Origin of the sequence: Pantoea sp. T14, from assembly GCF_036663535.1 — a bacterium.
GTDB classification, from domain to species: Bacteria; Pseudomonadota; Gammaproteobacteria; order Enterobacterales; family Enterobacteriaceae; genus Pantoea; species Pantoea phytostimulans.
This window is the reverse complement of record NZ_JAWUEB010000022.1, coordinates 164,676-180,558: the sequence shown is the minus strand read 5'-3', so window position 1 is coordinate 180,558 and position 15,883 is coordinate 164,676. Positions and strand designations below refer to the sequence as shown.

The 15,883-nt window shown below is 53.1% G+C and carries 9 protein-coding genes; 3 read left to right on the top strand and 6 right to left on the bottom strand.

From position 1 onward, the window contains the following. Positions 1 to 348: 348 nt before the first annotated feature. From SC127_RS10370 to SC127_RS10360, 3 genes are all read right to left on the bottom strand, one after another. The gene (locus SC127_RS10370) at positions 349 to 8,931 is read right to left on the bottom strand and encodes a GH36-type glycosyl hydrolase domain-containing protein (protein WP_332626200.1); all 8,583 of its coding nucleotides are present in this window, start codon (positions 8,929 to 8,931) and stop codon (positions 349 to 351) included. A 706-nt stretch (positions 8,932 to 9,637) separates the two neighbouring features. Next, positions 9,638 to 9,931 carry a DUF1330 domain-containing protein gene (locus SC127_RS10365; protein ID WP_243079582.1) on the bottom strand — a complete coding sequence of 98 codons (294 nt, stop codon included), beginning with the start codon at positions 9,929 to 9,931 and terminating at the stop codon, positions 9,638 to 9,640. Positions 9,932 to 10,020: 89 nt separating this feature from the next. Next, complete coding sequence (locus tag SC127_RS10360; RefSeq protein ID WP_215844964.1) at positions 10,021 to 10,482, bottom strand: aldo/keto reductase; 462 nt, start codon at positions 10,480 to 10,482, stop codon at positions 10,021 to 10,023. A gap of 116 nt (positions 10,483 to 10,598) precedes the next feature. Here SC127_RS10360 and SC127_RS10355 point away from each other — a divergent pair, with 116 nt between their 5' ends. Next, a complete protein-coding gene (locus SC127_RS10355; protein ID WP_215844965.1) occupies positions 10,599 to 11,504 on the top strand; it encodes a LysR family transcriptional regulator in 906 nt (301 codons plus the stop codon). 85 nt (positions 11,505 to 11,589) lie between these two features. On the opposite strand, the gene SC127_RS10350 is transcribed toward SC127_RS10355, so the two are convergent. The 3 genes from SC127_RS10350 to SC127_RS10340 form a co-directional block, all read right to left on the bottom strand. Then, positions 11,590 to 12,354: an NADPH-dependent F420 reductase gene (locus SC127_RS10350; protein WP_332626196.1), complete on the bottom strand. Its 765-nt coding sequence runs from the start codon at positions 12,352 to 12,354 to the stop codon at positions 11,590 to 11,592. Positions 12,355 to 12,505: 151 nt separating this feature from the next. After that, a complete protein-coding gene (locus SC127_RS10345; protein ID WP_332626416.1) occupies positions 12,506 to 13,258 on the bottom strand; it encodes an NADPH-dependent F420 reductase in 753 nt (250 codons plus the stop codon). Positions 13,259 to 13,276: 18 nt separating this feature from the next. Beyond that, the gene (locus SC127_RS10340; protein ID WP_332626194.1) at positions 13,277 to 13,711 is read right to left on the bottom strand and encodes a MarR family winged helix-turn-helix transcriptional regulator; all 435 of its coding nucleotides are present in this window, start codon (positions 13,709 to 13,711) and stop codon (positions 13,277 to 13,279) included. A 431-nt stretch (positions 13,712 to 14,142) separates the two neighbouring features. Between SC127_RS10340 and SC127_RS10335 the strand changes: the two genes are divergently transcribed. Next, entirely contained in the window at positions 14,143 to 14,496 is a 354-nt protein-coding gene (locus tag SC127_RS10335) for a metalloregulator ArsR/SmtB family transcription factor (protein WP_243079576.1), read from the top strand. 98 nt (positions 14,497 to 14,594) lie between these two features. Further along, entirely contained in the window at positions 14,595 to 15,878 is a 1,284-nt protein-coding gene (locus SC127_RS10330; protein ID WP_243079575.1) for an arsenic transporter, read from the top strand. Positions 15,879 to 15,883 lie beyond the last annotated feature (5 nt).

Here is a 15,883-nt window from a genome sequence, read left to right as displayed (position 1 = left end):
TAAATAATCATACGCCGTTATTAAACAATGTTCTGTGATTTTTATTATTATCCTTGATTTCATCCTGATGGTTTCAGGGATGCCTTGGAAATTTATATGAAAAGCGCAAGATATTCCCGGCTGATATCCAAAAATGACTGCCAGTTAAAAAAACATACCCAGAGAAGCCGTTCGGGTGGTCGGTGAGCAGGTTGACCCACCAATACCCGTTCATTGCTTACGTGCTTGCAGAGGAGCCAGGAAAAACAATCAAAGAAGGGAGTGAAACTCCGAGGCAAATCGCAATTCTTCTTCCCCAAGCCAATCAATGCATTAACGGCAGGCGTTAATACACTGATTGAGCCAGTATCAGTTTTGAAAAATATCGATCGTATGGTTATGCCCGTCATCAATCAGTGGAATCCGGTCGTGTGGCAGTATTACACCATCCAGGATGACCCGGTACTCCTCGCTGCCCTGCGAAACGGTGATGTGATACTGACTTTGCCCACATTGATACGTTATGCCAACCGGTGGCCAGTCATGAGGTAAGTGGGCATGTATAACTAAATCTGCACCATAATGTTTAATCCCCAGTAATTCCTCTGTAAGCAGGCGATATGCCCAACCTGCAGAGCCTGTATACCAGCTCCATCCTCCACGCCCGATATGGGGAGCGACGCTGTAAACATCCGCGCTCATAACGTAAGGCTCTGTTTTATATCTCTCGACATCGCGGGCATTTAGCGCGTGGTTTATGGGATTGATCATCGACCACAGCTGCCATGCGCGCGCAGTATTACCCATTCGCGCAAAAGCCATTACCGCCCAGATTGCGCCATGCGTATACTGCCCTCCATTTTCCCGCACGCCTGGCAGATAACCCTGAATATAACCGGGATTCGGCCCATGGCCATCGAACGGCGGCGTTAACAGTTTTATAATCCCGGCTTCGTTATCTACCAGATGCTTATCCAGTGACTGCATGGCGAGGATGCTGCGCTCCTGACTGGCTGCCCCGGATAGCACAGACCAGCTTTGCGCAATGGCATCAATTCGGCAATCCTGTGAGGCTTTCGCCCCCAAGGGAGTGCCATCATCAAAATAGCCACGCCGGTACCATTCGCCATCCCATGCGGAGGCTTCAAGGTTTTTCTGTAAACGCGACGCCTCTGTACGGCACAGCGAAGCAATCTGGGCGTCCTGACGCTGTTCAGCCAAGTCTGCAAAGCGCTGTAAAATGTCGTACAGGAAGAAGCCCAGCCAGACGCTTTCCCCTTTACCTTCGATCCCGACTCGGTTCATGCCATCATTCCAGTCGCCCGCACCCATGAGGGGCAGACCATGCAGCCCGAACTGCAGGCCATGTCTGATGGCTTTCACACAGTGCATCCACAGCGTCTCTTCAAAGGTGCTGATAATGGGTTTATCGTAGACGGACTCTTCGCCGGGCTGGAGCGTCCGACCTTCCAGATAAGGTATGCGCTCTTCAAGTACGCCGGTATCCCCCGTGGTTTCAACATAGTGACAGACAGCCAGCGGGAGCCAGAGATAATCATCCGAACAGCGCGTGCGGACACCGTTGCCATGCGGAGGATGCCACCAGTGCTGTACGTCACCTTCTATGAACTGGCGCGATGCGCACAGCACAATCTGGTCGCGTAGCCGGTCCGGCATGGCGTGACTCAGCGCCAGCGTATCCTGCAGCTGATCGCGGAAACCGAACGCGCCGCCGGACTGATAGTAACCGCTGCGCGCCATTAAACGACAGGCCACCGTCTGGTACAGCAGCCAGCCGTTCACCAGTAAATTAACGGTGGTGTCAGGCGTTCTGACCACTACTTTATCCAGCACGCTGTGCCAGTACCGGTGAACGTTACCTAGCTCCTCGCGGGCGGCCTCTTCGTTCAGATAATGTGTGAGGCATGCCTGAGCCTGAGCCTGATCTTCCCCAATGCCCAGCACAAAAATAAATGTCTTCTGATCACCATCAATTAATGTGGCTGCAGACTGCACCGCACCGCAGGGATCGAGACCGGCTCCTGTTTTATCTGACAGGGCGCGCAGATTCATTGCCGCCGGTTTTTGCAGGGAACCGTTGCGGCCGAGAAACTCACGACGGTCGCCCGTCAACGAACAGTGAGCACCCGTGACGGCAAAAAATGCGGTACGTGCGGCTCCGTTACTGCCATAAAAGTTATTTGCCATTACACCGCAGCCGCCTTCGACGCTGGCCGCATGGGTAACAACGTGAAGAGCAGATTGAGTTCGTGACTCACCCAGGGTCCACTCTACATAACCCGTAACGCTTAGTTTTCGCGTGCGGCCGGAGTTATTACTGAGCGTCAGGATCGCAAGTTTGACTGGAGCCTGCTCGGCGACCAGCACCGTCAGTTCGCTGTCTATGCCGCTCTCCCGGTGGGCAAATACGCTGTAGCCAAAACCATGTCGGGACAAATAATCCCCCTGACCGCGCACCGGCAACGTGGTCGGCGACCAGCATGCGCCGCTCTCTTCATCGCGCAGATAGAAAGCTTCTCCGCTGCGATCGCTAACGGGGTCGTTTTCCCACGGCGTTAACCGATATTCATGGGCATTCTCATACCAGCTGTAGGCCTGGCCGGATTCAGACAACACGCTGCCGAAACTCGGGTTTGCCAGCACATTTGACCAGGGAGCAGGCGTCGGACTGTTTTCCCTAAGCACAATCTGATACTCCCGACCATCCTGAGAAAAACCGCCGTGACCATTGAAATGAAGGAGTTGATCGGTATCTGGCGTCCAGGGAATATGCTGATTGGTTCCCGGCACAACGTGGGGAATAAACGGCCTTGGTAACGTTTTCGACGTCTGAATGCGCTGATCGAGCTGTTCATTAAGTCCGCCTGCGCGGTCATCGAGGTAGAGGTGCGCCACACTCATCAAAAGCAGCTTGTCTTCGGCGGAAAGGTGTTCACCATTACGTACAAAAATCCCGCCAGATTTATCCAGCAGGCTGGCTTCAGATCCGGCGTAAATCAGATCCATAATCTGATTTTGCAGCGCCTGCTGGTAGCCACCCGGGTTGGCATTCAGGATCACCAGATCCACCGCCAGGCCTTTCAGTCGCCAGTAGCGGTGCGCTTGAATCATGGTGGTAATAGTAGGGATGTTATCTTCGCTGGTGACGCTGAGAAGCACAATGGGGAGATCGCCGGAGATGCCCCAGCCCCACAGGCTCGACTGACCCCGTCGATTACTGCTAATTATCCGGCTCTCAGCGCGGAGTTCCTGACAAGGGTAAAGGATCGCGCCCGCAAGCCGGTTAAACAACGCCGCATCATCTTCATTGGCGTTAATTTGTCGTAACACGACCAGACTGTGGGACCAGGCGAGTTCAAAAACGCGGTCAGCGATTGGATGATCGCGATATTTTTCCAGCAGCGCCAGGCTGAGCTGGCGATTTTCACTGATACCATAAACGATATCAATGATGACCGGTTTTCCGGGCTGCAGAGTCACAGACTGACGTATCGCCAGCATAGGGTCCAGTACGGATCCCGATGTGTTGCTGAGTGGTCCGCTTTGCCTGATACCCAGTGCATCAACCGGACGTTTGCCGCGACCGAGAAATTTCGCCCGATCGGTTTCAAAGGAGACGCTCCTTGAGTTGTCGCCATGCACCACCATCATGTGGAACAGCCATGGGCTCTTTTCGTCTGGAGCGCGCGGACGCCGGTGACACAAAATGGCATTCTGGGCGGGAATAAGCTCAGTCTGGATAAATAAATTGCTGAACGCGGGATGCGCCCGATCGCTGGTGGCAGGTGCCAGCACCACTTCTGCGTAGGTGGTGAGTTCAATGGTACGAGGCTGGCGACCACGATGAAGCAGCGTGATCCGACGCAGTTCAATATCGTCTTCAGGCGACACCACAACCTGCGTTTTGACGCTAAGAAAGCCGAGGGTACCTCTGAATTCAGCACCAGCTTCGGTAAATATTACTTCGTCGTTACTGTCGGCACGGCCCGTAGGTTGCCAGGTATTGCCCCACACTTCACCCGTTTGTGGATCGCTGATATAGCAGAATGTTCCCCAGTTATCGCTGGTGGTATCGCTGTGCCAGCGTGTCAGGGCAAGATCGTTCCAGCGGCTGTAACCGCCGCCGGTATGGGTCATCATCAGATGGTAATGGCTGTTGGACAACAGCTGAACCTCGGGAACCGGACTCTCAGCGCCAGTGAAAATACGGGGTTCATAGCGAACCGGTTTGACTATCCCTTCATGAGACTCAAAATGACGGCGCGGGCTGTAGAGATCGACCGCATCCGGCACGCGTTCCTGTAACAGCATGCTCGCCGACTGGAAGGCCGTGCTGGACATGAATCTCTCCGCCATAGGGGCGCCAAGCAGCACGTGAGCCAGTGACTGAAAGGCCATTCCCTGATGGTGTGCCATCCATGACTGCACCACGGCATATAACTGTCCGGTGGCCAGACGCGACGGCGTGTAGTCCAGCGCTTCATAAAAACCGTACTCGCCGCGCGCGCCACTTTTTTGCAGCCTGAACAAATTTTCACACGCTTTTTGCGGAGAGATCATTAACGCCAGCAGCGTGGCGTAAGGGGCGACGACCATATCGTCAGCCAATCCCCGACGAAGGCCGAGGCCAGGAACGCCAAATGCCTGATAGAGATAATTTTGCTGCACATCAAACGCGTGGTAGCCGGACTCAGATACGCCCCATGGCACCCCGCGCTCTTTCCCCCAGTCTATCTGGCGCATAACCGCCGACTGACTCATCTCATCAATCAGGCTGCCGCGCCAGGTGGGCATCACCAGGTTGGGCATCAGATATTCAAACATTGATCCGCTCCAGGACATCAGTGCGGTTTCGTTATCAATGGTGGTGAACAGCCGCCCCAGAGCGTACCAACTTTTGAGTGGCAACTGATTTGTCGCGATGGCGAGAAAACTGGTCAGGCGAATTTCGGAGGGCAACAGGTCGTATTGACTCTTATCCAGCATATTGCTGTCACAGTTATAGCCGATGTTGAGCAGGCTGGTTGCTTCGCTGTACAGGAACGTGAAATCCATTTGCGCATGATCATGCAGCCGCTGTTCAAGTTCAGTGATGATGTCCAGCTGCATACGTGCCTGCGCGATTGCCGACGCTGGGGGCGTTCCTTCTCCGGTAAATTTCGCCCGGGCAAGCCAGTTAAGAGAGGGCAGAGCTTCTGCGTCATATGCTGGCGTTAACCATCCAAGCAGATGCGCTCCTTCATGGCACAGCAGCGCCAGTTGATTCTGTAAATGTTCTATCCAGCGCAGAACGAGTTTGTCTTCGTGACTGCATGCCTCCTGAAGATGGTTGCTTTGGGTATGCATATTTTTTAATGCGATAAACACCTGTGCCGGAGCCAGCGAGGCAGCATTAAGACATTGTTTACGCAGCGTTTGCAGACTGTCAGGGGCGTTCTGTCCCCAGTGCTTCTCCAAAATACTCAGTGTATCGTCCAGGCCCGCCAGCACCTGTACCGGGTTCAATACCGGCTGACTGCGCATGGCTGAAAGCCCTTCGCGAAGCGTGAGTAAATGGCCTGCCATATTGCCACTGTCGACGCTTGAAACATAACGTGGACTGAGTGCGGCAAGGGTGACGGTGTCATACCAGTTATACAAATGACCCCGGAAATGCGCCATTTTATCCAGTGTGTCCAGGGTAAGCGTCACGCGTTGCAATACCACACTAATCGGAATATAACCAAAATCCCATGCAGTCAGGTTGGCCATCAGTGAGAGGCCAATATTGGTGGGTGAGGTACGGTGTGCGACTACCGGCGGTAAGGCTTCCTGATAATTGTCAGGCGGAAGCCAGTTCTCTTTCGCGGTGACAAAGGTCTCAAAAAATGCCCAGATTTCGCGGCTGGTCTGACGCAACAACAGTTTTTGTTCTTTATTGGGTGCGAACGCATGCGGTACGGGTTGGCGGCTCATCCAACTTAGCAGAAGCGGTGCCAGACACCACACCACACCGACGGGTAAAGCGATTGCCAGGAATGGCGGTGCAAAATACGCGGTCAGGGCAATCAGTGCCACGCCGCTGACCACGTTCAGCCACATCGCCCGGTAAAACCGCACAGGCGAGGTTTTTGCCAGGTCATTATCCGGACTGTGGCTGGCCCACTGGCTGAGGTTACGTTGACTGTATCCCAGACGCCATAATGTCACGGCAATGGCGTACAGGGCATAGCCGGCCTCATGGGGCAAGGTGGTAAAATTGAGCCCGATCCGGGAAAACCGCTTCAGCGCACCGGTAGTGACCAGTAGCAGATGCTGCCCAAGGGGACGGCGGGCAGGCTTATTGAGGAGATCGTGCACAACAGCCAGCACTGTAGGCATTAGCCACACCAGCAGCAGTACACTTAGCCAATAAAATGGGTTCGGTACCCACAGCAAGCTACAAAACAGGAGTAGCAAGGAGAAAGGGGCCACTAGGCTGCGTCGCAGATTATCGAATAATTTCCAGTAAGAGAGTGCAGATAGCGGATTTTTATCCTGTGTTCCATCCGCTTTTCTGACGTTGGGTTTGAGCCAGTTAAGCAGTTGCCAGTCCCCACGGATCCAGCGGGTGCGTCGTGCAACGTCCGACAGATAGTTATTTGGGTACTGTTCATAGAGTAAGACTTCGCTCAGCAGACCCGAACGTGCATAACATCCTTCCAGTAAATCATGGCTGAGCACCAGATTCTCGGGGCAGGTATTTTGCGTGGCCTGAACAAAGATATCGACATCGTAAATCCCTTTGCCGATAAACGATCCCTCCCCAAAAAGGTCCTGATAGATATCTGAAGACATCATCGAATAGGGATTATTACCCGCAACGCTGCTGCTCATGGCGGCATAGCGCCCCTGCCCGTTGCGTGGCATCTCCTCCGCCAGTCCCGGTTGCAATATCCCGTACCCTTTAACCACCCGTTGGCGTGCAGCGTCATACTCGGGCCGGTTCAGTGGGTGCGCCATTGTCGCGATCAGTTTGTGCGCCGTATCGCGTGGCAGAACTGTGTCACTGTCCAGCGTAATAACATACTTAATCCGCGCAGGTAGCTGGTCAGCAGGCATACCTGCCACACTGGAAAACTGGGCTTCGGGATGGCGTAACCAGCTGTTCAGCAAAGCCAGTTTGCCACGTTTGCGTTCATAACCCATCCATACACCCTGGAGCGGATTCCATTCAGGTTCCCGGTAGAGCAGATAAAAACGTGGGCGACTGGCCGGGTAGCGGCGGTTGAGATCTTGCGTTTGTGAAATGGCCTGTTCGATCAGTGCGTTATTTTGCGGAGAATGTTCATCTGCCGAATCAGTCACGTCGGCCACAAGGGCGAAACAGAGATTTTCGCTATGGTTGCCAAGCCAGCAGACCTCAAGACTGGTGATGAGTTTGCTGATGCTTTCGCTGCTGCTGAGCAGGCAGGGGATTACCACCATGGTGGCGGCGCCCTCCGGGATCCCGGTAGAAAAATCCATCCTTGGCAGCGGGCGCGGGGTGCGAAATCGGGTGGTCGCCTCACTCAGCAGGTCGGTCACTGACTGACTGATCACCACAACAAGCGGGATAGCGAGAAGTATCAGCAGCCAGTCCATTCCCTGGTGTGCCGTTTCTTGCACTATTTCGGCTGTTATCGCGGTGGTTAGCAGACACAAGCTACCAAGCCATGAAACCAGTGGGATCTGGTTGAAACTGTGCCGTAGACGGATAAGCCGTGAAGTATCTGCCGACAAAAGCGTTTCCAGCTGATGACGGCCTTCGCCCATCAGGTAATAGCCAATATGGGCGCCCGGCGTGTCAGAGGCGGCTTCCTTGGAGAGCGCCAGCACGCGGCGGGCGACTTCTGGCTCGCTGAAGCGACTCTCTCTGGCCAGGATCTCAATGACGTGGCGATAATGATCACGCGTATCAAAGTGCATCAAGGGGTAGGTGCCCGCAGGATCAAGACGTAATGTCTGCTCCACCACGCTCATGGCCTCAGCGAAATTAGCCCAGTTCGTTTCACTCAGTAAACGTAAACCGGCGATGCTGTTGCTCACCGAGAGCTGGCTAGCGGCAAGTTGTTGATTGAATAGGTTTATCAGGGTGTCGGTGGTCGTACCTTGCTCAGCCAGTCGCTGCTCAATCCAGCTCAGAGGCAAGGTCAGCATATTGCCGCGTCCCTGTAGACGGCGTACCAGTTCCGCAACAAACGCACTGTTCAGCGGGGGATTGGATCGCGCCATATCAGCAATTACCATGATCAAGTCGGCGGGAGCATTCTCCGCGCATTTGAAAATTCGCGTTACCCAACTGTCTGCCAGCGTGCGTGCTTGCTGGGCTTTTACGACATCGATACTGACCCGACGGAGGTTCTCAATTAACGCCAGGCGCAGCATACCGGGTAAAGCCCAGACTTCGCCGAGCGTAAGCGGCGTCACCTGTTGATAGGCGCTGATATAGCTGGTCAGATTTGTTGCGTCCCAACGCCCGTCTCCGTGAGCAATTGCTTCGGCAGCAATATCATAAATACGCGGACAGGAGTGCGGCGCGGCCAGCGCCGGAAGACCCTTGCCGAAATTCTTCGGCAAGTGCTGGCGAACGATACGGATCTGCTCCTCAATAAGATAGTAATTGTCCAGTAGCCACTCCCCTGCGGGCATGATGCTTGCCTTTTTCCCGGCATTGAGCTCGTAGCAGTTTTGCGTAATTACCGCCTCATTATTATCGAGGCGTTTGAGCAAATAATAGGGCAGTTTGTCAGGAGACAATTTATGCGAACGTGCCAGCTTTTGTCCGTAGCGCTCCATCTGAGTGGTCGAAAATAGCTCTGCTTTGAAACTATTTTCACTGCCAGGGTCATTGCTCGGAAGGTACGGGATGAACTCGGATGTTTGTGGCCGTGTAGAGAAGTGGCAGAGCCACTTCTTAAGCTTCATGTTCATAAGATGGCTCTGATGCAGCGTTAATGCTCAGGAGCAGTTGCGAAATCAGTTCAGAAACGTTCTCTCAGGATGGGCGTCGGGCATCAGGGATTTAACAGCTGCTGGTATGTTTTTTAAGTTCTGGTTACTGATTTTCGCCTGAGTATGTTTCAGGATCATCATAGAGCAACAAACAGGACTTTAAATCCAAAGCAAAGCATTGTTTGCGTAAGAAGAATTATTGAAAAGGGATAGGACCTAAAGGCTCTAACAGAGCAGGTAACAGTGGTTGTAGATTCACCACCAAGGTTCATTGCGAATCGATACAAGACATAACGATTAACCTTTCAATGAATGAACTTCATCCTATCATACACTGAGCAAAAAATGTGCGATGAATCGCCAGGGATAATCCTGATTTGCCCGGGCTTATCCAGTTCCATACCATCCAACGTGGTGCGCAGCAGGAGCAGCGACGCGTCCAGGACGTATATCGGGCGGCGGTAGTCCGGCTGCGGGTAAGCGGCAGCATTGTAAATATTCAGAAAGCCGGGGCGTTTGTGGAGAGTAACGGGTTTCCGTCATATGTGCGGGCATCCGCTGAGAGTATCCAGTTGTTTATGGCCAGATATGCCCTGTGTCGGGCATATCTGGGGACGGTGCGGGTGCGGGTGAGGCGAGGGCACACTCTTGTGTGAACGCAAAGCGGACATGATAGTCCTTGGTATTAAAGGTCAGCGCCTTCAATCAACACAAAAGTTCCGGTCGCAGCGCCTGCTCGTATTGACCTGGCTGCCTGATATTTAGGGCTCTCATAAAAACGTTTGGCCTCGGCAAAAGAAGCGAACTCAAAAACGACATGCCGTTCATGGGATTCTCCCTCAAGATTTTCATACTGCCCAGACCAGGCAATGATCTTCGGATTGAAATCCTGCATTGCCTCCCCGGCAGCTTGGGCATACTCAGAGTATGCGACAGGGTCTGATACAGTCACGTGAGCGATTAAATAACCTTTATTCATTTCTCTTTATCCTGCGTAAGTGGTGTTGTATTTCAGCGTAAGCACAGAGATAGCCGTGAAAAAGCTGAGGTGATTTAAAGACGTTGGGTTTAATTCTGTGCTTTAGAGGTGAAAGGTTTCGGGTAGCGTTCTGCATCCTGATGGTCGATCATCCATCCCGGATAATGGAGAGGCATAGCGCTTATCGCATCAAGATGCTTCCCTTCCTCCGCTGTCAGAACGATGTCGGTAGCCCGAAGATTATCGGTGAGTTGGGCGATCCGTTTTACACCGATAATTACGCTGGTGACGCAGAGTCTGGCAAGTAACCATGCGAGCGCAATCCTGTTTACCGATACAGCGTGTTTGTCCGCTATGACCCGCATTGCGGCAATGAAATTCCAGACCCGATCGCGATCAACAGGTGGGAAATCGAATGTGTTACGGCGGCCTTCGCTTCCCGCTGATGCATCGGGGCCAAATGTAGCGACTGCGGCTACCATCCGTTCCGTATGCCCGTAGCCAGAGTGATAGATCACAACGGTGTTAATCATTTTCAGGGGATGAGTCATCTTAATTACCTTCAGACAGCGTTATGCGGGATACGCGGTGTGAAAGCAGTCTATTAAGTATTAAAATGGTAATAAATAACGGAAAAAATAACGCACTGTTACCCTGAGAGTGAACAATGAAGAATCTGGAGGCGCTGATTATTTTTGCGCGCGTAGCGGAAATGAAGAGCTTTACTCAGGCAGCTGAAAGTCTGGGTATCCAGAAAGGACGTGCCTCAATGGTGGTGCGTGAGCTCGAACATGATGTAGGCGCTACGCTTCTGCACCGGACAACGCGGACCGTGCAGCTGACAGAAGATGGGCGGGCTTTTTATTCGCGCGCGCGCGATCTCTTGTCGGAAGCTGAAGAATTGCAGTCAATGTTTACTGATTTCGGTATGCCACTGCGGGGACGGTTACGCGTTGATATGCCGACTGTGTTGGCGCAGAGCGTGGTGATTCCCGCCCTGCCACAGTTGCTGCAAGCACACCCTGAGCTGGAACTTGAGCTTTCAAGCACCGATCGGCGTGTTGATTTGGTTTTGGAAGGATTTGACTGCGTGGTTCGTCTCGGGCCCGTGGTAGATGAAACGCTTATTGCCAGGCCGCTGGGACATCTACGCATGATCAATGCAGCAAGCCCAGGCTATCTGGATCGCTTCGGTGTGCCGAAAACGATAGATGATCTTCTTAACCAAGGCCACAGGATGGTTCATTACATCCGGAATTTTGGTTCGAAGCCTGACGGATGGGCGTATCCGGCAGGCGATGGCTACAAATCGTTGATGCTACCAGGCGCAATAAGGGTCAACAGCGTGCCGGCTTATCATGATGCAGGACTGGCGGGGTTGGGCTTAATCCAGGGTGGGTATTCCTCGCTCTTACCGCACATCAAACGCGGCGCCCTGATTGAGGTTCTTCCTGATCTGCGACCCGAGCCGCTTACGGCATCTTTTGTTGTCGCGCACCGGCGTAATTTGTCGCAGCGGGTAAGGGCCTTTATGAACTGGACTGAAGAAATTTTAAAACCTTACTTTGACTGATGTCAGCATTAATTTTCGGGACTATCACGAACTCCTGTACTGAATGAGGGATGTGTAAAGCCCTCTCTGAGCGCCCGGTAAATAGTTACATAAAGATTATACGTGATACCTGTACACCAAAATCAGCATCCGGATTGGTCCTGTTGTCGCCGGCCCGCTCCTGAAATATGGCGGCTGCAAGATCCCTTCTTGTGGCCAGACGAGATGCCTCAGCAGATGCCAGAGCGGCGGATATCTCATCGTATTGCAGATCTGTACAGTAAACCGGAGACCCCGGCTGCTGACGCCAGGATTCTGTCAGACTGCCGGCATCATAGGCATCAAAGCCGGTATCACTGACCAGTTTCATAATCAGTTCGCGATGCTCCTTGTTATCACCGGCCACGGGAATGGCGATGCGGCCTTCTGCGCCGGCTGGCTTGCCTTTGGCTGCAAAAGATCCGGAGCCAATTGTATTCCATGCTTTAATAATGGGCCGGCCTAACTGCTTCTCAACCCATTGGCTTTCCACCTGACCGCCTTCAATCGCGTCAATTTTCCGATCCCGGTGCGGATAATAATTAGATGTGTCAGCCACGATAACGTCAGAAGGCAGACTTACGATAAGCTGCGAAATCTCAGGGATCCGCATAAGCGGTACTGAAAGTATTAACACATCAACGTCGCTGACGGCGTGTTCAGCCGTAACGGGCAGAGCGCCCTTTTCCAGTGTTTCGGCCTCAATTGTTTCCGGACCACGCGAGTTTGCGACCTTTACGTTGTGTCCTGCGGCTGCCAGTTTACGTGCCAGGGTTTTACCTATGTGGCCTGTGCCAAGGATACCGATGCTGAGAGGGAAAGAATGATTCATCGTTTTCTCCTGAATGAATATTTGCTTTCAGAGAGAGGGCGTTCACATACAAATTGTGACGCCTCTGAAATGGAAGTCCGGCTGTTTAATGCCGACAGGTCCTGCGCCCCGACCTGTCATTATTTACTCAAAAAAGCAGGGGGCGAGGGCGCTAAGCCGTCACTTCTCTGTTACGTGCGATAACGTCTTCATGCGTGAAATTCGCACCGGGGGTCATAAATTCCTTTATCAGATCATCGCGGTTTTTCGGGGCGCGTGCGGCATCGGCGAATGAAAGGGCTTTTTTGAGTTCCTCTGTATCCAGCTCAGTGCAATAGGCAGGCGTACCGGGCTGCTGACGCCAGGATTCACTCAGAGGACCGGCATCGAGTGCATCAAAGCCGGTTTCGTTGACTAACTTAAGCACTACGGCTTTTGCCCGGGCATCATCTCCGGCAACGGGCAGTGCAATGCGATCGGGCGCGCCGGATGGAAGACCTTTATCAGCCAGCGTGGCGGCTAAGACTGCATTCCAGGCTTTTACCAGTTGTCGTCCGGTTTGCTCGCTCGCCCATACAGATTCCGGTTTGCCATTATCAACTTCAGCAATGGCACTGTCCCGGAAGGGATAGTAGTTAGAGGTATCAATAACCACGACACGCTCCGGTACCTGGCTGAACAGACTTGACAGGCCGCGATGCTTTTCAAAAGGAATGGCAAGAATAATCGCGTCGACGTCTTTTACCGCATCTTCGCGCGTAACGGCGGTTGCGCCCACATCACGAGCCAGGTCACGGATGCTGTCCGGTCCTCTGGAGTTGGCGAGCTTTATTTCATGTCCGCCAGCAGAAAGCTTACGGGCCAGTGTTGCGCCAATGTTTCCTGCGCCAATGATGCCAATTTTCATATTAAGTACCTTGTTTATAGAGTGATGACACGCCGCTTATTCAGATGCCGGGTGGGACAAAGCATTCAGCGTGTCGCGCAGCTGAGCCAGCCCTTCTTCGCTGAGCTGACAGGCGGTTTTGATTTTGTCGGTGATACACCAGAGTTCCTCTCGTAGGGCATCTCCGGCCTCGGTCAGGGTGATAAGCACCCGACGCTCATCAGCAGGATCGCGCGTGCGCGTTACCTTGCCGGAAGCCTCCAGGCGCTTTAACAGAGGCGTGATGGTTCCCGTGTCCATATCAAGTTTGCTCCCTAACTCACCCACAGCCCGTGGTGTGCCACAGAACAGTTCAAGCATTACAAGATACTGGGGAAACGTCAGGCCCAGCGGGTCGAGAAACGGCTTATGGAGCCGGTTCATGCGGTTTGCGGCTCCGTAAAGGGCGAACGACAGCTGCTTACCAATTTCCATATTTTCTTTAGGTTTCATTTTTCATAATCTCTGGTGCTTGATTATCTAGTGCACTAGATAAAATAGTAGGCGTTCTTGCTCAGTTACGAAAGGTTTCACTATGGGTAATTTGTGCGGTAATTAAGTTTAGCTGCCCAGCTGAGATGCGATGGCTTTGCAAAGGGGAGCAGGGCTTACTCTCCTTTGCTTAATATACCTTAGCGTCAATAACGTACGCTTCTGGCACAGAGCGGACATAAGTGCCGGGAAGGTTCGATTTGAGCGAAAAACGGACATTCAATATTCTAAAGAGGATACAGCTACTCCGTTAAACTGAGCAGGCATAACAAGCATTCAGTTCTTAAAAAATAAATCCTGTTCAGATCAATATATCTGTTTTTATGCATATGTTATTGACTCAAAGTTTGCCAGCTACGACACTTGTCTTAACATCGTATACAGGAATCACCATGCCGCAACTTCTGCCCCTGCAACTTTTCAAAAACCTGTCTGACGAAACCCGGCTCAGCCTTGTGCTGTTACTTCGCGAAAAAGGTGAGCTCTGCGTCTGCGAGCTTTCGTCCACGCTAAAGGAATCACAACCCAAAATTTCCCGACACCTGGCTTTACTGAGAGAAAGCGGCCTGCTTATCGACAGGCGAGACGGCAAGTGGATCCATTACCGTTTGTCTCCGCACATGCCAGCCTGGGCATCAGCAGTAATTGAACAGGCTTACCTGTGCCAGCGAGATGACATCCTTAAGCTCAGCCAGCAGGCTGAACGCGATAACGCAACCACCAACGGCAAGCCTGTCTGCATTTAAAAAATTTCACCATCATATATGCGATTTTTTGAATGTGTTTTGTGCGGGATAATTATCAACCCGGATTAACGGGCAACTTTATTTAAAAAGGAGAAAGTATGTTTCTGGCGGGTGCGATTTTCGTCCTGACGCTGATACTGGTTATCTGGCAGCCGAAGGGCTTCAGTATTGGCTGGAGTGCAGTCATCGGTGCGGCTCTGGCGCTCCTGACCGGCGTAGTACAGATTGGGGATATTCCGGTGGTCTGGCAGATTGTCTGGAACGCTACGGCTACCTTTATTGCCGTCATCATCATCAGCCTGCTGCTCGACGAATCCGGCTTTTTTGAGTGGGCGGCGCTGCACGTTTCCCGCTGGGGAGGCGGAAAAGGCCGGCTGCTGTTCACCTATATCGTTCTGCTGGGTGCGGCGGTAGCCGCCCTGTTCGCTAATGACGGGGCGGCGCTTATTCTGACGCCGATCGTCATCGCCATGCTGCTGGCGCTGGGCTTCAGCCCCGGCGCCACGCTGGCGTTTGTGATGGCAGCAGGTTTCATCGCCGACACCTCCAGCCTGCCGCTCATCGTGTCGAACCTGGTGAACATTGTCACGGCGGACTTCTTTAAGCTGGGTTTCAGCGAGTATGCCTCGGTGATGGTGCCGGTAAATATCGCCTCCGTGGCCGCCACGCTGGTGATGCTGCACCTGTTTTTCCGCAGGGACATCCCGGCCACCTACGACCTGACGAAACTGAAGGCGCCGCGTGAGGCCATTCGCGATGCGCGCACTTTTAGAACCGGCTGGATTGTTCTCATCCTGCTACTGGTCGGCTTCTTTGCTCTCGAACCACTCGGCGTGCCGGTAAGCCTGGTGGCAGCGGTGGCTGCGTGTATTCTCTGGCTGGTTGCCCGCAAAGGACACGTGATTGATACCGGCAAGGTGCTGAAAGGCGCGCCTTGGCAGATTGTTATCTTCTCGCTGGGCATGTATCTGGTGGTGTACGGTCTTCGTAACGCCGGCCTGACTGATTACCTTTCTGCCGCCCTGAACCGGTTTGCAGAGCACGGTGTCTGGGGCGCAACGCTCGGCACCGGTTTCCTGACGGCGGCGCTCTCTTCTGTCATGAACAACATGCCTACCGTGCTCGTTGGTGCGCTTTCGATTGACGGCAGCACCGCACAGGGCGTGGTGAAGGAAGCGATGATTTACGCCAACATCATCGGCTGCGACCTCGGCCCGAAAATCACCCCCATCGGCAGCCTCGCTACCCTGCTGTGGCTGCACGTACTGGCGCAAAAAAACATTACTGTCAGCTGGAGCTACTACTTCCGCGTGGGCATCGTGATGACCCTGCCGGTACTTTTTGTGACGCTGGCCGCGCTGGCCCTGCGCCTGTCTGTTTAACCTTA

Excerpts from the sequence above, each read along its gene's own strand:
- SC127_RS10335 (WP_243079576.1), top strand. The coding sequence starts at position 14,143 with ATGCCGCAACTTCTGCCCCTGCAACTTTTCAAAAACCTGTCTGACGAA.
- SC127_RS10355 (WP_215844965.1), top strand. The coding sequence starts at position 10,599 with ATGAAGAATCTGGAGGCGCTGATTATTTTTGCGCGCGTAGCGGAAATG.
- SC127_RS10350 (WP_332626196.1), bottom strand. The coding sequence starts at position 12,354 with ATGAATCATTCTTTCCCTCTCAGCATCGGTATCCTTGGCACAGGCCAC.
- SC127_RS10370 (WP_332626200.1), bottom strand. The coding sequence starts at position 8,931 with ATGAACATGAAGCTTAAGAAGTGGCTCTGCCACTTCTCTACACGGCCA.
- SC127_RS10360 (WP_215844964.1), bottom strand. The coding sequence starts at position 10,482 with ATGACTCATCCCCTGAAAATGATTAACACCGTTGTGATCTATCACTCT.
- SC127_RS10330 (WP_243079575.1), top strand. The coding sequence starts at position 14,595 with ATGTTTCTGGCGGGTGCGATTTTCGTCCTGACGCTGATACTGGTTATC.
- SC127_RS10340 (WP_332626194.1), bottom strand. The coding sequence starts at position 13,711 with ATGAAACCTAAAGAAAATATGGAAATTGGTAAGCAGCTGTCGTTCGCC.
- SC127_RS10365 (WP_243079582.1), bottom strand. The coding sequence starts at position 9,931 with ATGAATAAAGGTTATTTAATCGCTCACGTGACTGTATCAGACCCTGTC.